This is a genomic window from Streptomyces marianii (assembly GCF_005795905.1).
Classification (GTDB): domain Bacteria; phylum Actinomycetota; class Actinomycetes; order Streptomycetales; family Streptomycetaceae; genus Streptomyces; species Streptomyces marianii.
The window spans coordinates 135149-160892 of sequence record NZ_VAWE01000001.1 but is presented as its reverse complement, the minus strand read 5'-3'; the positions used below and the strand labels follow the sequence as shown (position 1 = coordinate 160892).

15 protein-coding genes and 2 pseudogenes are annotated in these 25744 nt (G+C 69.5%); 9 read left to right on the top strand and 8 right to left on the bottom strand.

Annotated features, from left to right (window positions below; translation table 11 throughout):
- Positions 1-194 precede the first annotated feature (194 nt).
- The 3 genes from FEF34_RS00660 (at position 195) to FEF34_RS00650 (ending at position 5122) form a co-directional block, all read left to right on the top strand.
- Positions 195-1676, top strand: a complete 1482-nt coding sequence (locus FEF34_RS00660) for an MFS transporter (RefSeq protein WP_138051396.1) — start codon at positions 195-197, stop codon at positions 1674-1676.
- A 411-nt stretch (positions 1677-2087) separates the two neighbouring features.
- On the top strand, positions 2088-3104 hold the full coding sequence (locus FEF34_RS00655) for an aminoglycoside phosphotransferase family protein (RefSeq protein WP_171052762.1): 1017 nt from the start codon (positions 2088-2090) through the stop codon (positions 3102-3104).
- A complete protein-coding gene (locus FEF34_RS00650; RefSeq protein WP_171052761.1) occupies positions 3101-5122 on the top strand; it encodes a polysaccharide deacetylase family protein in 2022 nt (673 codons plus the stop codon). The genes FEF34_RS00655 and FEF34_RS00650 overlap by 4 nt, the downstream gene beginning before the upstream one ends.
- Positions 5123-5304: 182 nt before the next feature.
- Here FEF34_RS00650 and FEF34_RS00645 read toward each other — a convergent pair whose 3' ends face one another.
- Complete coding sequence (locus tag FEF34_RS00645) at positions 5305-6528, bottom strand: IS30 family transposase (RefSeq protein ID WP_138051393.1); 1224 nt, start codon at positions 6526-6528, stop codon at positions 5305-5307.
- A gap of 127 nt (positions 6529-6655) precedes the next feature.
- Between FEF34_RS00645 and FEF34_RS00640 the strand changes: the two are divergent.
- Positions 6656-7052: pseudogene (locus tag FEF34_RS00640) on the top strand (ISL3 family transposase); the annotation flags it as partial.
- Between the two features lie 138 nt (positions 7053-7190).
- On the opposite strand, the gene FEF34_RS00635 reads toward FEF34_RS00640, so the two are convergent.
- From FEF34_RS00635 to FEF34_RS00625, 3 genes are all read right to left on the bottom strand, one after another.
- The gene (locus FEF34_RS00635) at positions 7191-9032 is read right to left on the bottom strand and encodes an ABC transporter ATP-binding protein (protein ID WP_138051392.1); all 1842 of its coding nucleotides are present in this window, start codon (positions 9030-9032) and stop codon (positions 7191-7193) included.
- A 441-nt stretch (positions 9033-9473) separates the two neighbouring features.
- Positions 9474-10181, bottom strand: a complete 708-nt coding sequence (locus tag FEF34_RS00630) for an SDR family oxidoreductase (protein WP_138051391.1) — start codon at positions 10179-10181, stop codon at positions 9474-9476.
- A 591-nt stretch (positions 10182-10772) separates the two neighbouring features.
- Positions 10773-11081, bottom strand: coding sequence for a hypothetical protein (locus tag FEF34_RS00625; protein ID WP_138051390.1), 309 nt, complete (start codon positions 11079-11081; stop codon positions 10773-10775).
- Positions 11082-11363: 282 nt separating this feature from the next.
- Between FEF34_RS00625 and FEF34_RS00620 the strand changes: the two genes are divergently transcribed.
- Positions 11364-12317, top strand: coding sequence for a malate dehydrogenase (locus FEF34_RS00620; RefSeq protein ID WP_138051389.1), 954 nt, complete (start codon positions 11364-11366; stop codon positions 12315-12317).
- Between the two features lie 103 nt (positions 12318-12420).
- On the top strand, positions 12421-12738 hold the full coding sequence (locus tag FEF34_RS00615; protein WP_138051388.1) for a transposase: 318 nt from the start codon (positions 12421-12423) through the stop codon (positions 12736-12738).
- On the opposite strand, the pseudogene FEF34_RS00610 reads toward FEF34_RS00615, so the two are convergent.
- Positions 12728-13420: pseudogene (locus FEF34_RS00610) on the bottom strand (transposase); the annotation flags it as partial. The gene FEF34_RS00615 and the pseudogene FEF34_RS00610 sit on opposite strands and share 11 nt — an antisense overlap.
- Before the next feature lie 567 nt (positions 13421-13987).
- On the opposite strand from FEF34_RS00610, the gene FEF34_RS00605 reads away from it, so the two are divergent.
- Complete coding sequence (locus FEF34_RS00605) at positions 13988-17665, top strand: tetratricopeptide repeat protein (protein WP_138051387.1); 3678 nt, start codon at positions 13988-13990, stop codon at positions 17663-17665.
- 452 nt (positions 17666-18117) lie between these two features.
- On the opposite strand, the gene FEF34_RS00600 is transcribed toward FEF34_RS00605, so the two are convergent.
- Positions 18118-19035, bottom strand: a complete 918-nt coding sequence (locus FEF34_RS00600) for an S-4TM family putative pore-forming effector (protein WP_138051386.1) — start codon at positions 19033-19035, stop codon at positions 18118-18120.
- A gap of 176 nt (positions 19036-19211) precedes the next feature.
- Positions 19212-21431, bottom strand: coding sequence for a hypothetical protein (locus FEF34_RS00595; RefSeq protein ID WP_138051385.1), 2220 nt, complete (start codon positions 21429-21431; stop codon positions 19212-19214).
- 462 nt (positions 21432-21893) lie between these two features.
- Between FEF34_RS00595 and FEF34_RS00590 the strand changes: the two genes are divergently transcribed.
- Both FEF34_RS00590 and FEF34_RS00585 read left to right on the top strand, forming a co-directional pair.
- Positions 21894-22220 (top strand): hypothetical protein, encoded by a 327-nt coding sequence (locus FEF34_RS00590; RefSeq protein ID WP_138051384.1) that lies wholly within the window; start codon positions 21894-21896, stop codon positions 22218-22220.
- A 556-nt stretch (positions 22221-22776) separates the two neighbouring features.
- Positions 22777-23301: a Pycsar system effector family protein gene (locus tag FEF34_RS00585; protein WP_199800621.1), complete on the top strand. Its 525-nt coding sequence runs from the start codon at positions 22777-22779 to the stop codon at positions 23299-23301.
- Positions 23302-23317: 16 nt separating this feature from the next.
- Here the strand turns inward: FEF34_RS00585 and FEF34_RS00580 are convergent, their stop codons facing one another.
- Positions 23318-25663 (bottom strand): CHAT domain-containing protein, encoded by a 2346-nt coding sequence (locus tag FEF34_RS00580; RefSeq protein ID WP_138051383.1) that lies wholly within the window; start codon positions 25661-25663, stop codon positions 23318-23320.
- Between the last annotated feature and the right edge of the window lie 81 nt (positions 25664-25744).

Sequence of the window (25744 nt, the reverse complement as noted above, 5' to 3'; positions counted from 1 at the left end):
TCCGCTCCTACCGGCCCTGATCGTCAACCACCCGCTCATCCGCGGAACTTGACGGAGCCCTGGGTGAAGCCTTCCTCCTCGGCGACGGCGACGACGTAGCGCATGAGCCGTGACTCGATCTCCATACCTCCAGGGTATCGGAAGATATCGTTTCGATCTTTGACAGGGTAGGCGCTCCATTTAACGATTGAATCATGAACCCGATATCGACGAACCTGCGCCCCTCTCTTTCTTCGCGCCATCGTCGGCTGGTTCTGGCGATTTGCTGCACGAGTCTTTTCATCATCGCGCTGGACAATACGATTCTGCAGATCGCGTTGCCTGATCTGCAAGGAGAGCTGAATTTGACGGTATCAGGGCTGCAGTGGACTGTTGCCGCCTATATTCTGGTTCTGGCCTCGCTGTTGATGCTCTCGGGATCCATGGCAGACCGTTTTGGACGACGGCGTGTCTTCATGACCGGGCTGGCCGTCTTCACCGTGAGTTCCGCTCTGTGCTCTTTGGCTCCCACTCTGACGTGGCTGATCGTCTTTCGGGTGGTGCAGGCGGTTGGCGGGTCGATGCTCAACCCACCCGCATTGGCGCTCATCACCAACACCTTCACCGAACGCCGCGAACGGGCCCGCGCCATCGGCATGTACAGCGCCATGGGGGGCCTGGCCTTGGCCGCCGGGCCTCTGGTCGGAGGCCTGCTCGTGGACACTGCCGGCTGGCGGTCGATCTTCTGGGTCAACGTGCCCGTCGGCCTCGCCGCCCTCGCCGCGACTCGCCTGTTCGTACCCGAATCCCGCGCCGAGCGCGCGCGCCGTCTCGACCCGCTCGGTCAGGGGCTCGTGATCGCTCTGCTGGCCCTGCTTACCTACACGATCATCCATGCCCCCGAGGCCGGCTGGACTGGGCTGGCCACGCTCACCTGCGGTGCTGTCTGCCTTGTACTCGTGGCCGTCTTGGTCCGCCACGAACTGCGGTGCGTCGAACCACTGATCGAGGTCCGCTTCTTCCGCTCCCCGCCCTTCACCGGTGCCGCCTTCAGTGCCGCCGCCACCTTCTCCACTCTCGTCGGTTTCCTGTTCCTCACCTCTCTCTACTTGCAGAACGTCCGCCGACTCAGTGCCTTGCAGGCCGGTCTGTGGCTGCTGCCGATGGCCGCGACGACGTTGCTGGCCGCCCCGCTTTCCGGACGATTCGTCGCCCGTCACGGGCCCCGCCTCCCACTCCTCGCGGGTGGCTGTGCGATCACCGCAGGTGCTGCTCTGTTCGGTGCCTTCGACGGCCAGACCCACACCTGGTCCATGATCCTGGGCTGCACGCTGTTCGGGTTCGGATTCGGTTCCGTCAATGCCCCGATCACGACTATCGCTGTCTCCGGAATGCCTGACTCCCAGGCCGGGCTGGCCTCCTCCCTGGTCTCTACCTTCCGGCAAATAGGAGGTGTCCTCGGCATTGCCGTATTCGGCTCCGTTCTGGCCTCCGACCTCGACCCACTCGACTACGCCTCCGGCTACGTCGCCGCTGCCCGCCCCGCCTGGTGGATCATCGCCGGGTGCGGAGTGGCCGTCGTCGCCACCAGTGAGTTCACCGATCGCCGTCGACCCGCCGGAATTCCGCGGCAGGGGACTGTAAAGAGTTCGGTCTGTTCGGTAGTCGGTGGTGACGGAGCGTGCCGCCATCCGTAGAGGATGCGGTGACCGCATCCTCCTGGGCTGACCACACCCTCCGTCACCACCGAAAGTGAGACGGCGCCGCTCGTGTGGCAGACCTCGAATCCCCGTATGCAGTCGGCTCGAGCGCCTTCACCGCCGGCCCCGGCACACTCGACGGTGTCAGAGCGGGCACCGTCTTGCCCTTCGACGATGCAGCGTCACCTCGCCGGCCGGTAACGCCGTAAGGGTGGATACGAAGCGAAGGGCATGTCCCCGGATCTCGTGAGGGGATTTCTGGTTCATGCTGACCCGATGGACGAGGTTGCTCACACGCTGCCGCATGGTCGCAGTGCGTGCAACCTCGGGGGTCTGCACTCCTCGGTCGGCGATGAGATTGCGGCACGCGCCGCTGCACTGGCAGGAGTTGGTGGTGACGGAGTGTTCATGAGCGAGGTTCCGCCGACCGCGGCCGAGTGCGCCCGGGTACTGCGTGAGGTGATCTCCGGTGGTGTCGGCGAGGCATGGGGGGTGGGTGAGGTGGTGGTGACCAGGCATCGGCGGCGGCACTCCAGGTTCCTGACCGAGGTACAGGCCGAGATGGACGACCGAACCGGCGGTGGATGGCGGAAGGTTCCACTAGTACTCAAGCATGACTCGTACCGCAGTGGACGATCAGCGGATCAGGCGGCTCGTCAGTTGCGCGCCGCCGGACTCGACCGTCCCCCGTACCAGGTAGTCCGCACGATCGGCTTCCACCCGTCGGGCACGCTGGTGACCGAGCATGCTCCGGGCAGGCCCTGGGCGCTTTCGCTGACCGGTTCCGAGGCGGACCGTGCCGTAGAGGCGGTCGTCGGCTTCCTGACCGTCCTGCAGGGCGTTTCGGTGGAGCTGCCGCCCCGCCCCGCACTGCACGAGCAGACCCTGCGCCGGCTTGCGGATCTGGCCGAGTTCGCCGCCATGCATGCGCGGGACGGGCTCGGCGCGGTGCAGTGGCTGGCCGAGCTACTCGATCCGGTCCTGGAGCCGATTGGGAAGGTGCGGTTGGTGGCGGGACACGGGGACCTGCATCCCAAGAACGTCTACCTCGACAGGCTCGCCGCCGTACCGCCGCTCGTGACGGTGATCGACCTGGACCACGCGGGGATGTACGAGCCCGCTCTCGACGTCGGATACGCGGTATGCCAGATCCTGGTGACCGGCACGCACCTGAGTCTTCCCCAGGACGAGCTGGCACGCGCCGCCGGCGCGCTGTGGGACCGTTATCGCGCACATGGCGGTCCGGCGGACGACGAGCGGATCGCGGTGCAGGTGGCGCGTTCGTTCGTGCAGGTGCTCCACTTCGAGCTGATCGGCTACGGAGGGGGAGACCGCCGTACCCTGGCTCCCTGGGCACGGCTGGCCACCGAGGTACTCGACGAGGGGTCCGGGGCACTGCGGCGTCTCGTGAGGAGCACGCGATGACGCTCGTCGGCTCGCCGGTGGCGGTGGCCTTCGTGCACCACGCCAACCAACTGGTCATCGGCAACGGCTACACCGACCGGGACGGAATCACCGCCATCTGCCGCGGCTATGCGGCCGTACTGCAGCTCCACCGCCGGTTCAGCATTCCGTGCTCCCTGCACCTGTCCGGCACCCTGCTCGAGGCGCTGGCTTGGCACCATCCAGAGTTCCTCACCGAGGTGCGCACTGGTTGCTCCGAGGGGTGGCTGACGCTGATCGGCGGCACCTACGCCGAGCCGATCATGCCGCTGCACGACCCGGCCGCCAACGCCCGCCAGCTTCTGACCATGGCCGACCTCTTGCGGCACCATCTCGCTGTTCCCGACGGTGCCACGTCGACCGTCTGGCTACCCGAACGCGTCTGGGACCCCGCTCTGGCCGCCCAGCTCACCGACCGGTCCCTGCCCCACGGCGGCTTCCGGCGCGTCCTGGTCGACGACCGTGTCCTGGCTGCGCCCGGCTCAGCCCGGTCCTTGGCCGACCGGTCCGGCCCGTACGGAGTGGGAGGCGGCCCCTCGGTCAACGCGACCGGTCGGGTCGATCCCGCACTGCTGCAGCCACGGCAGATCACCGTCGAAGGACGCGGGCTGCAGATGGTGCCCATCTGTTCCCACCTGCGCTACCTGATCCCCGCCCGCTCTCTCGAACACCTTTCGGCATTGGAGGAATTCGTCGCCGACGTGCGCTCGCGTGCCGATCATCCCGAACGCCTGCTGCTGGTCTACGCGGACGACCTGGAACGCACCGCCGGCGTTGCCGGATGGGAACCCGCCCTCGCCGGCTACCGGCGCGCGATTCGCTGGTTCGGCCAGCACCCGCTGGTGCAGCCAGTCGCCCTCGACGCTTGGCTGGACGTCAACCCTCCGCAGGCGGGGTCCGTCCCGGCCGCCGGCACCTACTTCGAACTCGCCGTCGACTGGCGAGCCGGGGAGGATTACAGGGGTTGGGCCGGCAATCCACAATGGCACCCCTACGCGACGCTGCTCGCCGAGCTGGGATCCCGGATCCGCACCGCACGGGGTCTGGACAGGGCGGACGCACGGCTGACCGCACTCGCCGAGAAGCTGGTCATGGTCGGCACCCATGAGTCAGCCTGGAACGACCAGGAAGACGGCCAACGGCGACTGGCCCCGTGGGTGCGTGCGACGGCCTCACACGCCCGTCTCGCCAGACCGCTGCTGGCCGCCGCACGCTGGGCTACAGCCGGATCTCGCATGCCGGAAGCCACCATCTGCGACATCGACGGCGATGGGACGGATGAGCTCATCCTTACCGGAGGAGACGTGTGGTGCCTGGTCGCCCCGGCGGAAGGTGCCCGTGTGTGCCTGCTGGCTCACCGGTACCCCGAATGCACGGGCAGGGAAGCGCCGGACCTTGACCCACCGGGGGCCGCAGTGATCGTGGGCAACCCGGTAGATCACTGGAACCTGCAAGAAGAACTGCACCGGTTCATGGATGCTCCACCCGCCCACCCCGGTGCCCTGGCCGACCACCACCCGCACCTGGCCTGGCACCCCCAGCCACCGGTACACACCGGACGCGCGGTCACCATCGACCTCCTCCCCGCCGCCCCCAACCCTTTCATGCGCAAGCGCCGGTATGCCCTCATCGCTGGGGTACCGGCTCTCGCCTCCTGCCTGTACGGCGTCCCCGATCGCCCGATCACCGTAGAGAATCTCGTCATCCCGGACTACCTGGGTGCGTTGAGGACTGGCAGAGCGGGAATCGAGCAGGTCGGCGGAGGCTGCTGGACCGGGTGGAGGTGGAATGACCGCCAGTGCTGGATCGGGTACGACCCGGCTCAATCCCACCTCGCCGCACCGATCTGGACAGCGGCCGGGCACGGCCATCCGCTCGCTCTCACCGCCGAAAGCGGCCACCTCGACCTGCTGATCGGTGCCGGTACCGCTCATGACACCAGTGTCACCGCCTGGCTGAGCACTGCCCGCTCCGCCCTGCACACGGACCCTCTCCCCTGACGCGCGAATGGAGCCCGTCCAAAGGGGGTGTGCGGAGCGCCGTCACCAGGGTCGGGTCGAGTTGCGCCGCTGGTGGGGTTGCGGCGGACCAGCAAGTGGCGGTGCTTGTCTGTCCCGATGCCGATCCAGGCCCACTACGGGGGGCGGTTTCTAGCGGTCGTCGCAACACGTGGTTGTGTTGATCAGGCCGTGAGCAGTTTATGCAGGCGCTCGGCTGGGGTTTCCCAGCCGAGTGTTTTGCGTGGGCGGCGGTTGAGCTGGTCGGCGACGGCGGCCAGGTGCGCGGGGGTGTGGACCGACAGGTCGGTGCCCTTGGGGAAGTACTGCCGCAGCAGGCCGTTGGTGTTCTCGTTCGAGCCGCGCTGCCAGGGGCTGGCGGGGTCGCAGAAGTAGACCGGGATGTCGGTGGCGAGGGTGAACTCGCCGTGCCGGGCCATCTCACTGCCCTGGTCCCAGGTCAGGGACCGCTTCAGGTGGGCGGGCAGGGTCTGGACGGTGGATGTCAGGGAGGTCAGGACGCTCTCGGCGCCGTGGTCGCCGGGCAGGTGCAGGAGCATGACGTAGCGGGTGGCGCGTTCGACCAGGGTGCCGATCGCGGACTTGCCGTCCTTGCCGATGATCAGGTCGCCCTCCCAGTGACCGGGCACGGCCCGGTCCTCGATCTCAGCGGGCCGTTCGCTGATCATGACCATCGGGGTGGTGAAACGCGGCTGGCGGCAGTTCGCCTGCCTCTGCGGCCTGCGGCGGGCCCGCCCGGAGCGCAGGGCGCCTGCGAGCTCGCGCCGCAGCTGGCCTCTGCCCTGGACGTAGAGGGCCTGGTAGACGGTCTCGTGGACCACGTGCATCTCCGGCCGGTCGGGGAACTGTGCCCGCAGAGCGTGGCATATCTGCTCCGGGCTCCACTTCTCGTCCAGCATTGCCTGGACAGCGGCCCGAAGCTCGGGGTTCTCGCTGATCTTGCGGCTCTTGGGGCGGGGCCGGCGTGCATCGGCGCGGGCCTGGGCTGCGTGAGGGCGGTAGTGCCACCGGCCGCGTGCGCCGTCCGTTCGGTTGCGGCGGATCTCCCGGCTGACCGTGGACGGGCTGCGGCCCAGCTCCGCGGCGATCGCCCGCACCGTGGCCTTCTCCCGCAACCGGTCGGCGATGTGGATCCGCTCCTCCTCGCGCAGGTACCTGGACGTGCCGGAAGGCGGCGCCACCGCGGAAATCGGTGGTGCCGCCTTCTGCCGACGGTCGGCGCTGCGGCCGTTACGCCACTTGTTGCCGGTTCGCCGGTCAACACCGACGATCCGGCAGGCTTCCGTGTTGCTGTATCCCTGCTGCACGAGCCGGGAGTATGCCTCCCGCTCCCGGCGCAGCTTCACAGGCCCCTGCGCGGTCCGCACCTTGCGGATCTCGAAGTCCATCGCACCCCTTGAGCTGGGGTGTTGCGACGACCACTAGAACCTAAGTGGTAGCGCGGGCCCTTCGCGCCGTTGCCGGCGCTTCGTCGGTTCCAGGCGGCCGGCGACCGTGTCTGCGCGGATCGGGGTGCGGCCGGAGTTGCCCGAGCGGATGCTCCGCTTCCCCAAGTACCGTGCCAGCCTCGTCGATCCCTACCGCGAGTACCTGCGTAAACGCCGGGCCGAGGGCCCCGCAGTCCCCGTAGCGCACCTCTTCGAAGAGATCAAGGTCCTCGGGTCCACAGGGCGGCCTGAACCTCCTGCACAAGTACAACAACCAGGGCCGCGCGGACGCCGACCTCAGCCACATCTCCCCGCGCAGACTCGCCCGGATGGACCTCACCAGGCCCGACAACCTCAAAGCCGAACATCACGACCTCCTGGCCCGGCCCACCGCCTCCTGCACCGAGATGTCCGAACTGGCCTCCCGCAACAGAGACTTCACCCCGCTCCTGACGCCTCACGCCGGAAACGCTGACGCGCTGGATCCCCCATGCCACCACCCCTCACCCGGCCTGCCGTTGACAGCCAGGCCGGCGGCCGAAGCCACGGCCCCGACCCTGACGGCGGCGCCAGATTGACCAGTGCGGCAGCCTGGAGGGCGTCCCGACCTCTCCCTGGCTGCCTCACACGGCGACCGGAATCGGTTCGGCGTCGCGACGTGCCAGCTCCGAGTACCTGCCGTCACGCTCCACGAGCTCCTCGTGGGTGCCCTGCTCGACGATGCGTCCGTCGTGCAGGACCACGATCCGGTCGGCGCCCCGCACGGTCGACAGCCTGTGCGCGATGGTGATGGTGGTGCGTCCGGCCGACAGGGCTTCGATGGCTTGCTGCACCGCGTGTTCGGTGCGGGTGTCCAGAGCGCTGGTGGCCTCGTCGAGGATGAGGATGCGTGGGTTGCGCAGCATGGTGCGCGCCAGGGCCAGCCGCTGCTTCTCGCCGCCCGAGAAGCGATGGCCGCGCTCTCCGACCACCGTGTCGTAGCCGTCGGGGAGGGACACGATGTGGTCGTGGATCCGGGCCGCTCGCGCGGCCTCGACGAGTTGCTCGTCCGTCGCCTCCGGAGCCGCGAAGCGGAGGTTCTCCTCCACGGACGCGTGGAAGAGGTGCGTCTCCTGGGAGACCACCCCCACGGTCCGGGACAGGGTGTCGAAGCCGAGGTCGCGGACATCGACGCCGTCGAGGGTCACCCGGCCCGCGCTGACGTCGTAGAGGCGGGGTACCAGGTGTCCGAGCGTGCTCTTGCCCGAGCCCGTCGCACCCACCACTCCGAGGGATGTCCCGGCCGGTACGCGGAGGTCGATGTCCTGCAGAGTCGGCTCGTTGCTCGGGTCGTAGGCGAAGTCGACGCCCTCGAACCGCACTTCGCCTCGCGGTCGGGCCAACTGGACGGGGTACTTCCGCTCGGTGACGGTCGTCGGAAGGTCCAGGTACTCGAAGACCCGCGTGAAGAGCGCCAGAGATGCCTGGATGCTCACACCGATCGACAGCAGTTTCACCACGGGACGGAACAGCCCCTGCTGCAACGTCACGAAGGCCACCAGCGTCCCGATCGAGAGGGTGGCGACACCAGTGTGCAGGGCGAGCCCCGCGGCCCAGTAGACGAGAGCGGGCATGGCCGCCATGGCGATGCTGATGGACGCCATCCGCCAGCGTCCCGCCATGCTTGAGCTGACCTGCAGGCGAGCCACCTTCCCGGATTCCTCCGTGAAGGCTTCGGTCAGCGATTCCGACCGTCCCATGGTCCGGCCCAGCAGGACGCCTCCGATGGAGAGGGAGTCCGCGACGACAGCCGCCATGGAGGCCAGCTGCTTCTGGCGGCGGGCGGTGATCTTCTTGCGTTCGCGGCCCACCCGGAAGCTGATCCAGGAGAAGAACGGGAGCAGCAGCAGGGACAGAGCGGTCAGCCGCCAGTCGAGTGCCAGCATCGCCACCACCGTGGCCACCACCGTGGTGAAATTGGAGACCAGGGATGTGGCCGTGGACGAGACAGTGGCCTGCATCGCGCCGATGTCGTTGGCGATTCGGGACTGCACCTCGCCGCTGCGGGTTCGTGTGAAGAAGGTCAGGGGAACCTTCTGCAAACGCTCGTAGACGGAAGTCCGGAGATCGTGCATGACCCGCTGACCGACCGTGGTGGACAGCAATGTCTGGAGCACGTCGAAGACGCCCGACACCAGGGCGATCACGATCATGCCCATGGCCAGGAGGCCGAGCAGCCCGGTGCGCCCCTGGGGTATCGCGGTGTCCAGGATCTCGCGCAACAGGAAGGGTGAGGCGACGGCCACCAGCGAGGAGGCTCCGACCAGGAGGCCGACGAGGGCGATGCGCCCTCGGTAGGGCCGGAAGAGGCCCAGGACACGACGGAGTTCGTGGGGCCGCTCGGTGGGGCCGGGCGGGGCGGTTTCGGGAGTGCGGGCGGCGGGTGGACGGGGGTCCGGGGTCCTGAGGGAGTCTGCGGCGGGCATGGCTCAGTCACGGGCCTTGGTAGCGGGTCAGTCCTTCAAGGATAACCTGCTCGGTTTCGCACCTTTCGTTCCTGGAACGCGCTTCATGACGCACCGCATGAATGGCCGTACCGGCTGTCATCAGTGATGCGGTGCCCGCCATTCCACCGCGCCATTCCACCGCGCCTTCGGCCGTCGTCCCGGCGGGGGTGGGAGGTGACGCCCTCGCGGCCCCCTCGCGGGCTGCTGAGGTGCTGTGGCAGCCCCGCCGGAGGCGGTGCCCTGCGGCCGGGCCCGCGCCCGGCCGGTCCGCATGAGCCAGCCCGCAGCGCGGCAAGACACCACCCGAGCCCGTGCCGACCGGCGCCCTGGAACGCTACGGCTGCAGACCGAGCGCCTGCGGTCGATTCAACAAGTCAGGCACTCCCTCCGCTCCCGCGGAAAGGTGCCGGCCCGTGCGGGTCAGCCCGCCAGTTCCGGGTACAGGGAGGCAAGTCCCTCGGCCAGGCCCGTCTTGACCTGCCGGGACCTGTCGTCGGCCAGCACTTCGTAGGCGTCGGTTTCGATTCCGTCCAGCGCCTGCTCCGCAACGCTTCCTGGCGACGTCTTCGGTGTGTCGATGTGCGCCGAGAGGTCGGTGTCGACGCAACCGACGTGCAGCCCGGTGACGTTGATGCCGCGCGACCGTAGTTCCAGGCGCAGCGCGTTGGTCTGGGACCACAGCGCGGCCTTCGAGGCACTGTAGGCCTCCAAGTCGGGGGAGGCGATCCAGGACAGGACGGAGTGCACATTGAGCAGATGGCCGCCGCCATTGGCCTGGATGATCGGGACGAACGCCCTGGTCATATTCAACGGGCCGTAGAAGTTGGTCTCGAACTCGTGGCGGATGTCGTCCACCGGTGAGGTCAGGAGCGACGCTCTGAGGGTCGTGCCGGCGTTGTTGATCAGGATTGTGATGTCGCGCGCCCGCTCCGCCGCGGCGGCCACTGACGCGGGGTCGGTGACCTCCAGGGGTAGTGGGACCGCCTCGGGGTGGGTGACGCTCCGCGGGTCACGGGCGGTGGCGTAGACCTTCCTGGCGCCTCGGTTGCAGAGAGACTCGACCAGGGCCCGGCCGATGCCTCGACTGCCCCCGGTGACGAGGACTGTCGAACCTGCGACGGAGGTCATGGGTCTGCTCCTGGTCCGGTCGCCGCTGCGACCTATGACTATTTCTATCGTATACTAATGCACCCCTTTATTGCCGAGGTGGATGTAATCCGATCAAGTCGGTTCGAACGATCGCGATCGACGAGTCTCAGGGGGTCACGCACGTCGATTCCTCGGGCGCCTTATTCGACGAGATCGGAAACATCGGACCCGTTTACGGGAGTCCCCTCGCGACGCATTCCACAAGATCCCGGTGAGTCTGCGATGCCATCGTGCGACGCGGGCCGGGGAGGGGGTGCAGCCCACCCACAAGAATCCCGGGTGTCCTTTCGCGGTGAGTCGGATCTCACCCCGCTTCGACCTCCGGTGTCACGAGCCCACCGCCGGCAGGCGCACCACGCCGAAGCACGCCATCAGGAATCCGGAGCGACCATACGCCGACGCCAAACGCCCAACGGCTTGGACCAGGGGCGGAAAGGCTGTCGGACCTCGACACACCACACTCATCCAGCAAATCGACAGATCACCCCCGTGGTGTGGACACGATGACTGCCGGTTACGCGGTCGCAGACAGGCGGTTCCCGAGGCGTAAGGAGCCCCTTCCGGAATTCTTCAGATGAATCTATTCCCGACGCGGAACGGATATCCGTCCACGGGCATCGGATGGCCAATCCGATCGCCGGAAGCATGTTCAGGTGAAATTCCGATGGCCCACCAGGTGTCGCGGCCGTCGGGGTATTCGCCTTCGGACTGCCGCACAAGCGCGGACCCGCGCACATCGTGCTGCTGGGTACCCTGGCCGCCCTGTTCACGGGCTCCCTGCTCCTCATCGAGGACATCGACCAGCCGTACGCCGGGATCATCCGCATCACCGGCGACCGTGGCCGACACCGTCGACGACATCGGCGAGGACTTCGCCACGGACCACCCGGGGCGCGCACCGCCGTTCGACGTCCGGGGCACCACTACGCGACGATCGACGGGGTGACCGGGGTTCGACGGGAGTGCGACTGCTGTGTCCGGGGCGTGGACAGCCGGAAGTGCCCCTCCGCGCACACCGCGTCCGTGAGCTCCCAGGGCGAATCCGCCCGCCGGCAGAGGGATGCCTGCAACGCGACGGGCGGGCACGGGGCCGCAAGGCGTGGCGGCCGTGCCGACGGTATCCTGGATCAGGGGCCGGCTCCTCCGAGAGGAGGCAGGTCCATGGGGGCTGCGCCGAGTACGGCGGTGGGCGTGTTGGGTGCCGGGCATCTGGGCTCGGCGATTGCCAATGCTCTCGTCCTGCGGGAGGTGACCCGCCGGGTGGTGCTGTACGACCGTGTGCGCGCGCGTGCTGAGGGCGAGGGCTGGGACATCGCGGACGCGGTGTCGCATCTACGGGAGCAGGACGTGAGGGTCACGGACGACCTGCGCCACCTGTCCGAGGTGGGTGTCGTGGTGGTGGCGGTGGGGCCGACCGTGGCCACCGGCCAGGACAGGCTTGAGCTGTTCGGCGTGAACGCCCCCATCATCAAGGACGTGGTGGCATCACTCGATGCGGTGGCGCCCGAGGCGGTCGTCGTCATCGTCAGCAATCCCGTCGAGCTGCTGACCAGAGTCATGCTGGAACACACGCACCGCCCACCGAATCTGGTGCTGGGCAGCGGGACGGTGAACGACACGGCTCGCCTCCGGTACGCGTTGGGACGGCGGATAGGCGTCGACCACGCCAACGTCCACGCCTACGTCATCGGGGAGCACGGGCAGAGCGCGTTCGTCGTCTGGTCGTCGGCTCTCATCGGCGGAGTCCCGGTTACGGCGTTCCCGGCCGGCCCCGGCATCGGCTGGGACGAGGCGAAGAAGGATCTGGAGTCGTTCACCCATTCCAGGGGAGCGGAGATCCACCGGCGGAAGGGCCATACGAGCTTCGGGACGGCTACGGCGGTTGCGGCGCTGGTGCAGTCGGTGGTAAGGGACGAGAAACACATCCTGCCTGTTTCGTGCCTGGCGGCGTCAGGTTATGGCCTTCCACCCGGAACGGTCGTCTCCCTGCCCTGCGTGGTGGGCGCGTCAGGGGCTGAGCGGTGCCTCGTCCTTCCCATGGACGAATCGGAATCAGCGCGCCTGAACTCGTCCTACGCCGGCCTCCAAGCTGCCTACGATCACAACCCGTTGTGAGGGTGTCAAATCGGGTCTGCCGCACGATCGGGTGACATCTGAACTGGCTTTGCACCTCCCCTCCTACTGTGGAGACCGTGACCGGAGGGACAGTTGGGGGGTCATGGCATCCAGGAAGCGCATCTACGACGCTGAGTTCCGTGAGGGGGCGGTGCGGATCGTGACGGAGACCGGGAAGCCGATTCCGGAGGTGGCCGAGGATCTGGGCATCCATCCCGGAACGCTGCACGGCTGGGTGTCGCGGGCGAGGCGTAGCGGGTCGTCGTCGTCGTCGGACCGGCCGGCGGCCGAGCCGCCGGGTGGCCGGCTGCGGGAGAGCGAGCGGGCGGAGCTGGAGCGGCTGCGGACCGAGGCCGGGGAGAAGGACAAACGCATCCGTGAGCTGGAGATGGAGCTTCCCGATCTCGTTGTCAAGCGGTAGGTGTAACAGGCGGTGATGATTGGTAGCGCTGTCCGTCACGGATCACCGCCCACAGGACGTTGACGCGGCGGTGGGCAAGGGCAAGCAGGGCTTGTTTGTGCCCTTTCCCCTCGCTGCGCTTCCGGTTCGTAGTACGCCTTGGACTCCGGGCGGCATCGCAGGTTGACCATGGCCGATAGGTACCCGGCTCGCCGCGGTGGTAGCGCCTGGGCCTGTGGAGGTTGCCGCTGACGCGGCCGGAGGCACGAGGTCTGGGCGCCAGCCCGGCGCAGCCGGCCGGCCGGTCCGCGCTCCCGAAGGCGTCCATGTCACCGCCGGTCGCGGTGATGAACTCGGCGCCGAGTCTGGGGCCCACCCCGGGCAGGCTGCGGATCACCTCGGCATTCGGATGCTCGAGAAACCGGGCGTCGACCAGAGCGTCAAGCTCGGCGATCTCCTCGTCGAGGGCCGTCACCCCCTTCGCAAGCCGGACCACCATGGTGGCGGCCAGCTTCTCGCCGGGCAGCGCGGTGTGCTGGGCCTGGGCGGCCTCCGCCACGGTTCGCGCCAGGGCGGCGGCGCCGTGAACCTTGCGGTTCTTCAGCCAGGTCTCGATCCGTTTCGCTCCCGCGCGGCGGATGGCGGCGGGGGTCTGATACCCGGTCAGCAACATCACCGGACCCTTGTTCGTCAGATCCGGAGCAGCTGAGGCGGACCCGTCCGTGGCGGTCGGAGCGATCAGCAGCTGCGAGGCCGAGGAGGGCATACCGCGGAACCGACTGGCGGACCGTGTGCCGCAAGGCTTACGGCGCACGGCTCCGGGGAATGTCCCCGGAGTCCGGACGCGGTGGGTGACGGGGCCCACGGGTATCGTCCGGCGGTCAGGGGGGGTGGACATGGGTGCTCTGACACCGTCGGCGTTGCCGCCGCGATGCCTGCCGACCGTCCCGTACCGGCCCCCCGACGACCTGGAGTGCGGAAGGCGCCGCCGGACGGAAGGACTTGACGGCTCGGCCCACGGGTCTCGTTGCCTGACGTACGCCCCGGGCAGCCGGGCGTGCGGCCCCGGCGATCAGACGCACGCACTTCCCAGCTCGGGGTACGGACATCCCGCTCCTGGCTGTGGAGTTGACGGCGCCTGGCGCGGACTGCCGTGCCCGGTGGACGGGCTTGGCGGTCGCCGCGCGTCAGCGCCTGGCGGGTGCCGCGGGCGGGCTCGGCCGGGTGACCCGCGCCACGTCGGCCGGCCGGTACCGTGTCCGGAGCGTGGATGACGACCGGCACCCATACCGAGGATCCGGCCGGCGACGCGCTTGCCGGACTGTTCGACCCTGCCGTCGCCGCAGCCCTGCGCACGGCGTTCGGCGACCGACTGCGGCAGCCCTACATGCGCTGGCAGCGCGGAGGCTACAGCGGCGCCGTGCTCGCGCGAGTCCTGTACACCCGGCCGGACGGTGGCGACGACCACCTGATCGTCAAGGTGCTGCCGACCGCCGAGGAGGCCGGTGAACCCGACCGGCACAACCGGGCACGGGCGTCGGCCCCGGACTTCGCCGACCGACACATGGTGCTTCAGCCCTTTCTGCCGCTGGACCTGCCGGACGGGCGCCGCATCATGTTCCAGTCGGTGGAGGAGGACCTTTCGAACACCCACACCCTGGACAAGATCCGGACTGCCGACCTGCCCGAGGCGTGTGCGGCCCTGGTCCGGCTGCTGCTCGTGGACTGGAACGGGGCCGACTGCCGGCAGGTCCTGCGCAGGCCCGCGCCGACGGTCGCCGAGTATCTGCGCGACGAATTGCGCGACGCCCTGTCCCCGGGCCGGACGGCGTACACATGGGCCGACTCCCGCCATCTCCTGTCGCCCGACGAGGACTGTGTCGAGATGCCCGACGAGCCGGAGCCGCGGCTGTTGCCCAACCCGGTGACAGCCCTGCGCCCGGACTCGGTACTCGGGTCCGCCACGGTCGACTGCCTGATCGGCCACACCCACGGGGACCTGCACCAGGGCAATGTGCTCGTCCCGCTGCGGGGCGGGCTCTCGCGGGCCGACGGACGTCCGGCGCTCCGCCTCGTCGACCTCTCGCACTACGCGTCCGATGCTCCCCTGAGCCGCGACGTCGTCGCGCTCGTGCTGTCACTGTGCGGCGACCACCTGCCGTCCGTGGAGCACGGCACCCGGCGCGGCGAGGCGGCGGAGGACCTGCTCGAGCTCGTCCTCGACCCGTGGCGGGAGGAGCCATCGGGGTTGCTGCCCCAGAGCCTGGACGCGTCGGTCCGGGCCGTCCACCGCGCCTGCCACGACATCCTGCCGCCGAGTCATCGCGAGTCCTGGCACCGGCACTACCTGCTGTCGGTCCTCGCCGGCGCCCTGGTCCACCTGTCCTATGTGAGGCACGGCGAGTGGGGACGCTGGTGGTTCTTCCGGCTGGCCGCACGGGCCGCGCACGCGGCACTCCGGGCACTGCGCCCGGATGTCAGGCTCCCGGCCGATCCCCGGCGCCCACCCCTGATCTGCCGCTTCGTTCCCGGCGCGGCACACCGGCAGGAGCCCGCCGAGGCGACGCCCCGGCCGATCCACTGGCTCTCGACGACCGGGTATGGGCTGCTGACGGCCCCCGGAGGGCTGGTCGGGCGACAGCGGGAGACGGATGCCGTCCGGGCCTTCGTGGCCGGCTCCGGCCCGGACACCCCCGCCGCGCTGGTGGTGCGGGCGGTGGGCGGCATGGGCAAGTCGGCCCTGGTGTGGAACTTTCTCCAGACCGGTCTCACCGAGGTGCAGCGGCGGGAGCACAGCGCTTTCGACGTAGGTGTGTGGTGGTCCTTCTCCGACCTGGGGGGCGAGGCCGGGGCCCTCGTCCGCTCCCTCGCCGCGCTCGGCGGCCCGTCTTCGGACTCGCGGACGGACTCCGAGCTGTCCCGCGCGCTGTCCGTGGTGCAGAGCCGTCGCTGTCTGCTGGTTTTCGACGCCCTCGAACGACAGTTGTCGGTCTATCAGCACGGTGAAGGACCGAGTCGGCCCGGTGCGAGCGGAGGGTCGGCCGGAGCCGGCGAGGAGGACACCGAGTCCGGAAGCGGAACCGGTGAGGGCGGCCTCGGCCTCGGTATCGTCGACGAGCGGGTCGTCGCCCTGATTCAGGGTGTGCTCTCCGGCGGCGAGTCCAGGCTCCTGGTCAACACCCGGCTGGTGCCGTCGCTGCTCGAGAAGTCCCGGCAGGTCGCCCACCTCGATCTCGGGCCTCTGGACACCGCGGAGAGCAGTCTGCTCAGCAGACGGTTCGGGGTGTCCGACGACCCGGTGCTCGCCACAGAGATCGAACGGCTGACCGGCGGTCACCCGCTCTTGACGCAGATCGTCTGCCGTGCTCTGGGCTCCCGCCTCGTCACTCCGAGCGAACTGGCCACGGCCGTCGCCCACAGCGGCATCCCGGAGCAGGTCACCGACGAGGTCGCCGTGACCAGTGCGGCGGTCCTCGAAATGGTCGTGACCGCCCTGTCGGAACGGGAACGCCGAACGGCCCGCGTGGCCGCCTCCGCCGCCGATGCCTGGACGACCGCCGAGGTGCACGCCATGCTGCGGCGGCTCGGCGACGCTGCCGAGAGCACCGACACGACGGAGCACACGCTCTCCAGGCTGGTCGGCCTCGGGTTGATGGGCAGGGTCACCGACAGCGACGGCACCGCCCGCTGGTCCATGCATCCGGTCGTCAAGGTGGCGCTGGCGCGCGAGGGCGACACCGGGGCGGTCGCCCTGGCCGTTCTCGCCGAGCTGCGGGCCAAGGGCGCGGACGTGACGCCGCCGCGCGTGCGCGGACTGGGGGACCTGCGTGGCCCGCTCGAGTTCTTCCACGCGCTGTGCGACCGGGCGGACGCCGACCCCGCTCTCCACGACGCCTACGACGAGGCCGGGTCGTACTACCTCCGCACGCTGCACACGCCGCTCACCTTCGCGATCCGCGAGCACCAGGAACGGATGACCCTACTCAACCGGCTGTGGCCGCACGGCATGCGGAGCGACAGCCCGTTGCGCACGCCCCAGATCCGGGCCGGTGTGCACAACGCCGCCGCGCTGACGTACCAGTGGCTGGGTCACAACACACGCGCCGCCGAACTGCTCCGGGAGGCACTGCGCACTCCCGGCCGCGGCGCCGACCCCACGGCGTGGAGCAACCTTGCCTCCGTCCTGCTCTACACCGACGCGCTGGAAGAGGCCGGCGAGGCCGCGGTGACCGCGGTGCGTCACGCGCTGGCCAACGCGGCGGACACCTCGGTGCCGCTGACCTACCTCGCCCTGGTCCTGGCGCAGAGCGGTCGCCCAGTGGAGGAGGTCGTACGGCTGCGGGACCGGCTCGGCAGCGCCTACCCGACGCAGGAGTGGCTCGCCCTGCGGGACGGGGACCTGGCACTGTGGGCGGGTGAACCCGAGCGGGCGCTGCGCCTGGGGGAGCGGTCCCTCGCTCTGGCGAGTACCCGCCGCAGCGGATACACCGCCCCGCTCATCGAGGCGGGCCGCCTTACCGGACAGTGCCTGGTTGAGCTCGGACTGCTGGACGACGCCCTGCCGCTGCTGGAGCAGGCCCTGGGCCGCACGCGGCAGTTCGTCCTGGTCCAAGAGGAACTCCCGATCCGTATCGCCCTGGCCCGGGCATATGCGCCGCGCGACGCGCAGCGGGCCCTGCGCCTGCTGGCCGAGGGCTTCGACCACCGCGCGGAGGGCGAGTACCGGTGGTTCACCGCCGAAGCCCACGCGACGCGCGGGGACATCCTGCGCGACCTGGGCCGCACGGAGACGGCGGAGCGACACCGCGCCCGGGCCCTGGCGCTGGCGTCCAGGCCGACGGGATGGGAGTACGCGCCGCTGCTGCGCCGACTGAATCCCTCCTCGCTCACGGACGGTGAACGCCCGCTGCCGGCCCAGGTGTCGGCGCTGCTCGGCGAGCGGACCTGACCCATCGCACAGCGGCGGGCCCCTCTTCATTCCGTGGACGCCACCGACGCCGCGCCCGAGGTGGGACGGTTCCCCGACGCGTGTGAGAACCATCGGCCGGAGTCACCCCCCGTGGTGCGGAGTCCCGCCGCACCACGTTGTGGAGTTCGGTCATCGCGGCCTGGAAGTCGGACGGGCGGGGCCTGCGACCGCCTCATTCAGGCACGCGAGACTCTCGTCCCGATCCACCACCTGCCCTCGGACCGAGAAGCGGTCCAGCAGGTCGTTCGCCGGCTCCCTCAGCAGCCCCGGCGTCCGAGGCCCGCCGGGTTCCGTGCGGCCGGCGCCTCCCCGGTGCAGGGTGACGGCTGCTTCCAGGTCCTCCAAGTCACCTGAGGCGGCGTGCCGTAGACGCAGCGCCACGGCGAGTCGGGGCCGACCATGCTTCCCGCTCGGCATGAGGCTCACGCCCGTCAGACCGTCGGGTCAGCGCCCAGGCGATCCAGTTCTCGCATCGCCTGGACGAAGTCCTCTCGGTCATTGCTCTGGAATCGTCGGAAGAACCAGTCGGGCACTCGGACCTGTTGCAGCCGAGTCTGGAGGAGCACGTCCTGGACCTGCCGGGCCAGTTGGAGCAGTTCAGGCACATTCTCGGCGGGGCACCCGCGCGAGACGTGTGCACGCATGGCATCCATGACCACCGCCTGTGCGTGTTCACGAGCCCCGGCGGTGTCCCACTGCGCGGCAGCGGTCTCCACCCCGAGCAGGAGAAGTCCCAGCGAAGGCACGAACCAGTGGAGCAGCAGGTCGGACACCGTCATCGAGCCTGCCAGCCCCGTCACGACACCGGCCAGGCTCCAGACCAGCAGTCCGTACGTGACGGCCGTGGCGTACCGTCGACGCACCCGGGCACCCCAGCCGAGGGTTTGCAACTGGCAGGCGAGGACGTCCAACGGGCGCTGCAACGCGGTTGCTTCGTAGAAGTAGTCGCGCAGCCGTTCCTCTGACGCTCTGTACCCACGAGCCACGCGGCCCACCTCCTGGGCGGGGACCGCCGGGCCACCCCCGAGGACGGTGTTCCACGGGAGCCCGAGCAGACGTACATCGAACATTTCCTGGAGCAGGGCCGCCCGCCGCTTCTCCGTGATGCCCCGCAACCGCGCCCCCGCCGCGTACGCGAGTGCCCACATCAGACCGAGCAGGGTGCCCGGTGTCTCCAGGGCGGGGACGAACACGCCTGCCACGCCAACCGCCGCCAGGAGCAGCGAGAGCCAGATGTGCGCCAGGGCAAGCCGTTTGGCCCGGCTGTGGGAGACGGAGGCCGCCTTGAGCAAGAGCAGCAGGTCGGGGTCGTTCTGCCGGTGGAGAATCGATGTTCCCGGTGCGGCCAAGGCATGTCCCCCGATGCGTTGACGCGCCGCCGCGGGCCCAGGGCGGTCGGCTCGGCGGCGTACCGACCGCGAGAGGAGTCATGCCCAGACAGAGCCACCTACATACGTCGAAAGGCCGTGTCTCCGGGCCATCGGGAGAACCGCGCGGCGCCACTGGGTCGGGAGCACGGCCAAGGTCAGTGAGCCCGCACCTCCAGCCGCCCGTCCGTGCTGAGCAGCGCGATCAGCCTGCCATCGCGGGAAAGGGCGACATCGGCGCCGGTGCCGGACTGTTCGAGCTGGGTGCCGCCGTCCATGGTCGGAATGGACAGCCGTCCCCGCCTGAGCCAGAACAGCGTCCCCGTCTCGGTGCAGATCAGCCGCATGCCCTTCGCTCCCAGCGCCTCCCTGCCCTCCCTCTTGGTGAGCTTGCGGCTGTACATCTCTCCTCCGTCGCTGGTGCGCCATACGACGACCTCCTCGAAGGTGACGCACCCGACATGGCTGCCCGAAGGCGAGACCGCGAGTTGCAGGCCGGGATCAGGGGTCGTCTTCCGCATGAACCTGGGCAGAAACGACAGGCTGTTGGCCACGCTCCGTCGAAGGGGCTCCTGGCCACGGCGGTAGATGTGTACCTCTCGTGAACTGGCCATGGCGATGACCGAGGCGTCGATACTGACCGCGCTCGCCATCATCGAAGGCGGGCAGGACAGGGTCTCGATCGGCGTCCCGTCCTCGAAGTCCCGGACGGTCAGCTGGTGTCGGTCGTGCGTGGCGAACACGTCCCCGCCGCTGGTCACCAGGAAGTGCTCGCCGTTGCCCAAGGGGACCGGCGGCCGAGGGATCGCCCGTCCTCCCTGCGGGAAATGAGTGATCTCCAGTTGCTTCGGGCGAGCCACCAAGACGGTGTGCGTCAGGGACGCGACCAGCGACTGATGGCCCAGACGTAGGCGCGGCGCGCGGCCCGTGGTGCCGGGCAGCTCGTCCCCGGAGGCGGTCCAGCGGCGCACGCCTCCCTTGCCGTCGATGGCCACCACCGTGTCATCAGGGCCGAATCCGACCACGGCCAGCTCGTCCGGCGCCCCTGTCCGTGTGTCCCACAACCGCCGCCGAGGCACCTCGTCCGGTACGAACTCCGCCGCCCATTCTCGTGCGGCAGGGCCCACCCGTCCGAAGCCGGCGGCCATGGAGAAGGAGTCCCTGCCCGGCTCCAGCGGTGACAGCCTGGCCTCGGCGCCCTTCCCCCCGCTCCGTGCCAGCACTTCGCCACCTGCGTGGGCCGCGAGCCGGGCGAACCATGTTCGGCCGGCTTCGCTGATCTTCGTGTAAGTCGTGAAGCGCAGCGCCGTCGCCATGAGGGACAGCAGAAACTGGCGCTCCCACGGATCGCCCCAGCCACGCATCGCCTCACGGGCGGCAAGGCGGATCGTTGCCACAAGATCGGCCGCCTCGGGGACGATCCGCGCGCGATGAGCGGCATCCGGGTCCACGATGAACCGGATGAGGGCGTGGCGCTGATCGGGCGGCAGCTCCTGCTGGTGATCTACGTGCGGCACCAGAGCGGACAGCAGCAGGGTGGCCACGTCGCGGCCGAGATCCGCGCTCACGCTGAAGGTGCACAGATCGATGAGCCGGTACGCCTGTGGCTGCACCAGCTTTTCCTCTCTGGGCACGAGAACATTGTCCAGGTGGAGGTCACCGTGGCCGAGTCCCCGCAGGATCGTGATCACCGGATCCGTGAGCGCTGAATGCCCTCCCTCGACGAGCAGGTACGGATTCGGCAGCCGCATTCCGTCGCTGTAGAGCCAGGGCGGTGCGGGATCCAGGACGCGTAGCTCCTGACCGAACGCCTGGAGGGAACCGCCGCGCCTCCACACGTCGTTGAGCTCGCGGCGGAGGAACTCCGAGACCGTTGTCTGCTCGAGCCCGGCGTCCTTCAGCACGTCTTTGTTCCAGTCGGAGAGCAATCCCCGGACAACCGCCTCGATGACCGGTTTCCGTTCTTCGTGAGGGAGGGCCCCCGCTGGGAACACATCGGTCAGGCTGTCCCCGGCGACTTCTTGGAACATCACCGTCCTGCCGTCCGGGAGGTCCAGTGACGGATGAGGCTGATCAACCAGGTGTTGCCGTGTGAATTGCTCGGCGGCCTTCAACGCCTCCGTATGGGCGGCCGCCTCCGTGCCGGGCAGTCCAGCGCAGATCACCTTGACGACGAGTTGCTGAGGCGGGGGCGCGACAAGGGCGACGAACAGGACGGCGCCGTTGTAGCTCGTGCCCGGCGAGGTCCACACCGGCCGTCGCAGATGCAGATCGGACCAACCAGTGTCCTGTGCCTGACGCAGGAGACTCTCGACGACCTCTGGCCCGCAATGTGTGGTGATCCACTGGAGGTCTTCCTGGGGGATGCGCAGTGGCACCGGGGGAACCTTTCGGAAGGAGCGTAAGGAGATTGTCCAGCGTGGCATGAGGCGGGATCGCCTGAGCGAGATATCGGCCGAATCACCCCTCGAATGACATCAGATCACCGGTTGCTCGCCTTTCGCATCGTTCTCACACGGAGCCTTGTCCAACCCGCGAGCCCGGCTGGCCGGTTGGGCTGACAGACTGGTGAAGGCCCTGGTAGATGGGTTTTCGACCAAGAAGAACCCGTGACCACCAGAGGCTTCGCATGCCCGTCTACCCGTCCGGGCTGGACGTGTCCAGCGGGAAGACCAAGGCGACACCGCCAGGTAGCCGGTTGTTGACGTGCCCCACGAACGCGCAAAGTGCGGCTTGTCGTGGCGCAGGACGGGGGGCCAAGAACACCGCCCCAGCACCCCCTCCTACTGAGTACCGGTACTCATGCGCTGGGCCGGACCACGCCGGCAGTCTTTGGGCGTATGAGCACGAGCACAAGCCTGTGGCGCTGGGCGAAGGAGTACGACGGGCCGGTGGCGTTCCTGGTCGCAGTGGGGGACCTGGTCCTGTCCGGTGTTCTGTTGCAGTCGGTGATCGCCTCCGGGATCACGTCAGGGGCACCGAACGATGCAGAACAGGCGGCCGTGCGGCAGGCTCAGGACACCGCACAGACGATCTGGGGCGTGTGGCTCGCCGCCGGACTCCTGATCGCGGCTGCGCTACGGATGCCGCGTACGGCGATGGTGCACTTGGCCGCCATGCTCGCGATCCCGGGCGCATTCGTGGCCTACGTCGCGGCGCGCCACTGAGAGTCGCGACGTAGGGACCGGGTCTGCGCCAGCTACGCCGCCACGACGTCGTCCGTCTGGTCCTCGGTCTCGGACGACGGCCAGCGGACCTCCGACATCCGCCGGCAGCGACATGACCGTGCCGGAAAGGACGCTGCCCTGGCGCGGCGGCGCGCCGAGGAGGAAGCCGCCTCGGTCGCCGAGATCCGAGCTCTGCACGGAGCCGAATGCCAGCAGCTGTGTCCGCTGGTGGCCCGGTCCGCCCGGTGCCGACGAGCACCCCGTTCCTGTGCCACCGTGTGCCCTGCCATGGTCATGAACCACCCCCGGCCGCAACGGAGTTGCAATACGCCAGATTCCTTCGCCCTGTCAGCCCTTCACGCCTTTCAGCCTGGTTCTCACCATAATCTCCAACCGTCAGTGAGACGCCGGGCAGGGAGCGAGTGCCGGATACGCGTCGTTGTCCGGCCGGAAGGTGGGTATGCCCTCCGATACACGGCACCGGCAAGGGCCGTGCGACGCCCGCGAGGAGGACACCGACGATGTTCTGCCACGTCTCCCCCCGGTGGAGGCCCTGATGTCCGCCAGCGGCGCTGTGAGCCCCGAGGCCGAGGAGAAGGCCGTGGACACGGCCTGGCGCGTCCATGCCGCGGTGGGGGAATGGACAGCCCGGGTCGATGCCAAGGCATCCTTCGCCCTCACTCTCGAATCGGCCGCCGGAGCCGCGATCATCGCGCTTTCCGGCAGCGGCAACATCTTCGTTGGCCCGCACGGCTGGGCGGTCCGGTGCCTGTTCTGGTCCGGCTGTGCGTCCATCCTTGTCGCGGCCGTCCTCGCGGCACTCGTCGTCACGCCCCGCCTGCGAACCTCCGCCCTGCGGGCCGAAGCACCCGACAATTTCCTCTATTTCGGCCATCTGATGCACCGTGAGGCCGAGGAACTGGCCGAGTCGCTGCGGCGCGCCCAGCCGCTTCCCGTGCTCAGCCGGCAACTGGTCATCATGAGCAGAATCGCCTGGACCAAGCACCGGCACTTGCAGTCCTCCTTGGTCTCCTTCGCACTCGGCCTCGCCCTCGTGGTGCTCGCCGCGGTTGCGGCCTGACGGCGCCCGACCCCACTCACGCACCGGCGTACAGGTGCGCCGCCCAGAGGGACGGGGCCCACGGCCGCCGCGCTCGCCCTTGGTGCAGGGCGAGGTGGAGGGCGTACGCCGCGTCCCGCGTCTGCGGCGCAGTACCGCCCTCCCCCGTCAGCCGGGTGTAGAAGTGGACGGCGATCTCCTTGGCCGCGGTGTCGTCGACAGGCCAGAGGGTGCCGATCACCCGGCGGTAGCCGGAGAGCAGGAACCCGGCTGTGATGTGCACGGACTCGTCCGCCAGCCGCTGGTTGGTCAGCGTGGTACTGCACGCCGACAGGTAGGCGAGGTCGGCGCCCTTGATGTGCAGGGAGGAGATCGCGTCGACCGTGAGCCGCGCCGTCCCGCCATCACGTCCGTTGCCGTTGCCGTCGCCGTCGCCGTCGCCGTCGCCGTCGCTCAGCAGCAGTCCGCTGCGTCCCGGAGCACCCCACTCGCTGACGGCGTGGCAGGCGAAGTGCACCACCGGGTGGGCGGGCAGCCTGTCCAGCACGGTCCGCGGCGTGCTGTGCGGAGGACCGACCCGGGTGGCGCCGGGCAACAGGACGGCGAGGCGTTCGATCTCGGTGGTCACGTGCCGCAGCGGCCGGGGCGCTCCGGCCGGCCGGGCCATGTCGACCAGCAGGGCACCTGTACCGGTCCCGGGCGCGGTGGCACCGAAACCGGTGACCGGTGCAGTCGTCCGCGCGGGCCGCCGCGCGTGGGCCAGGGCCCGGATGGTCGGCGTCCACGAGGAGACCGCCCGGTCCATGACGGTGCGGGCGGGCCCGCCGCGCGTCGGGTCCTCCTGGTGGTGGCCGGAGGCGTGCCAGGGAAGGAAGGCGGTGACACCGGCCGGGCACCACCAGATCCGCGGCCACTCACCGGGGCCATCGTCCGGCCCGAACGACCGGGTCAGTCCGATCCGCTCCAGCACGGGCCCCGCCACCCGGTCCCACTGCCACTCCAGGGTCTCGGTGAGTACCCGCATGCGCCGCTTGGCCTGCGCGTAGTCGGTCACCGGCGGAGAGCCCGGCACACGCCCCTCAAGAAGCCGTTCAGCCCGGCCGATCACCCGGTTCTCGGTCACGTCCGGCAGGCCGATCACGATCACGGGGGAGCAGGGGTCCGGGGTCACCACCAGTGCGTCACCCCGGTGCCTGCCGACCGCCAGCATGATGATGTGGCCGCCGTCCGCCTGCCTGCGGAGCGTCTCCACGGCGGGGCGCCCCAGGAAGTCCTCCAGTTCGGGGAGGGCCCGGATCCGGGTGAGGAGTGCGTGCCATTCCGCATCCATCGAGGCCCGTTCGGCGGCGATGCGCCGCAGGGCCCGACCGGGACCGTGCGGACCGCCGCCGGGACTGCTGCGACCGCCGGAGCTGTCCGCACCGGACGCTTCGTCGGCCCGCCCGGCGTACGCCTCGTCGAACTCCTCGCGGAGTCTGATGTGGTCGGCGGCGTCCCGTCTGTTCCGCAGAGCCTCGAACTCTTCGGCCAGCTCCGTGGAGGCTGCGCCCAGCTTGTCCAGGTCGCCCCGCATGTCGAGGGTCTGCTGGAGCATCACTCCGCGTGCCTGCTCCAGCAGTTCCACGGCCCGTGCCGGATCACCGTTGCTCAGTGCCGCTCCGGCCGCCTCGCTGCCCAGCCCCTCCATCTCCCCGAGCCCGAACTCCCGATCCGCGCGCGTCAGCCGCCAGGGAGCGAGCTGCGCGAGCAGGTCCACGGCGGACTCGTAGGACCGCAGGGCCCGATCGGGCTCGCCGGCTTCCAGGGCGGCCCGGCCGAGCGCGCGGGCCGCCTTGACCCGGTCCCCGACCGGGCTGACTGCGGAGCGTACGGCCCTGTCCAAGAGGCCCAGCGCCTCCTCCAGGTAGGTCCGGTCCGCCTCGGCGCGCCAGGCGCTGCGAAGCGCTGCGGCACAGCCGGTCAGAACGGACGCCTCGTCGGGATGGTCGGGGGCCAGGGAGGCGACGGCGCGACGGGCGGTGGCCACCGCCTCGCGCAGGGCGCGGGGCGAGGAGTCATGGCGGTACCTGAGCCGCCACGCGGCGGTGAGGTTGGCGAGCCGGTGCGTCTGCTCGGGGTGTCCGGGCGGCGAGAGGGCGACGGCCCGGCGCCCGGCGGTGACGGCGGCGGCCAGTTCCCGCGCGCCGCCGGTCACGGCGTACCGGAACATCAGCGCCGCGCAGAGGTGGGAGAGGAAGACGGGTAGGTCCGGGTGGCTGCGCTCGGTGACGACGACCGCGGTGCGGGCGGCGGCGACCGCCTCGCGGATCGTCCGCTCGGCGTCCTGCGGATCCTGCCACTGGTGCAGGATCAACAGGGCCCCGGAGAGGTTCGACTGGAGCAATGCTCAAGACCTGTGGATCGGACCCGGGAGGGTGCCTCGCGGAACGCGAAGGGCGTACCTTCCCGAGTGATCGACTTCTGG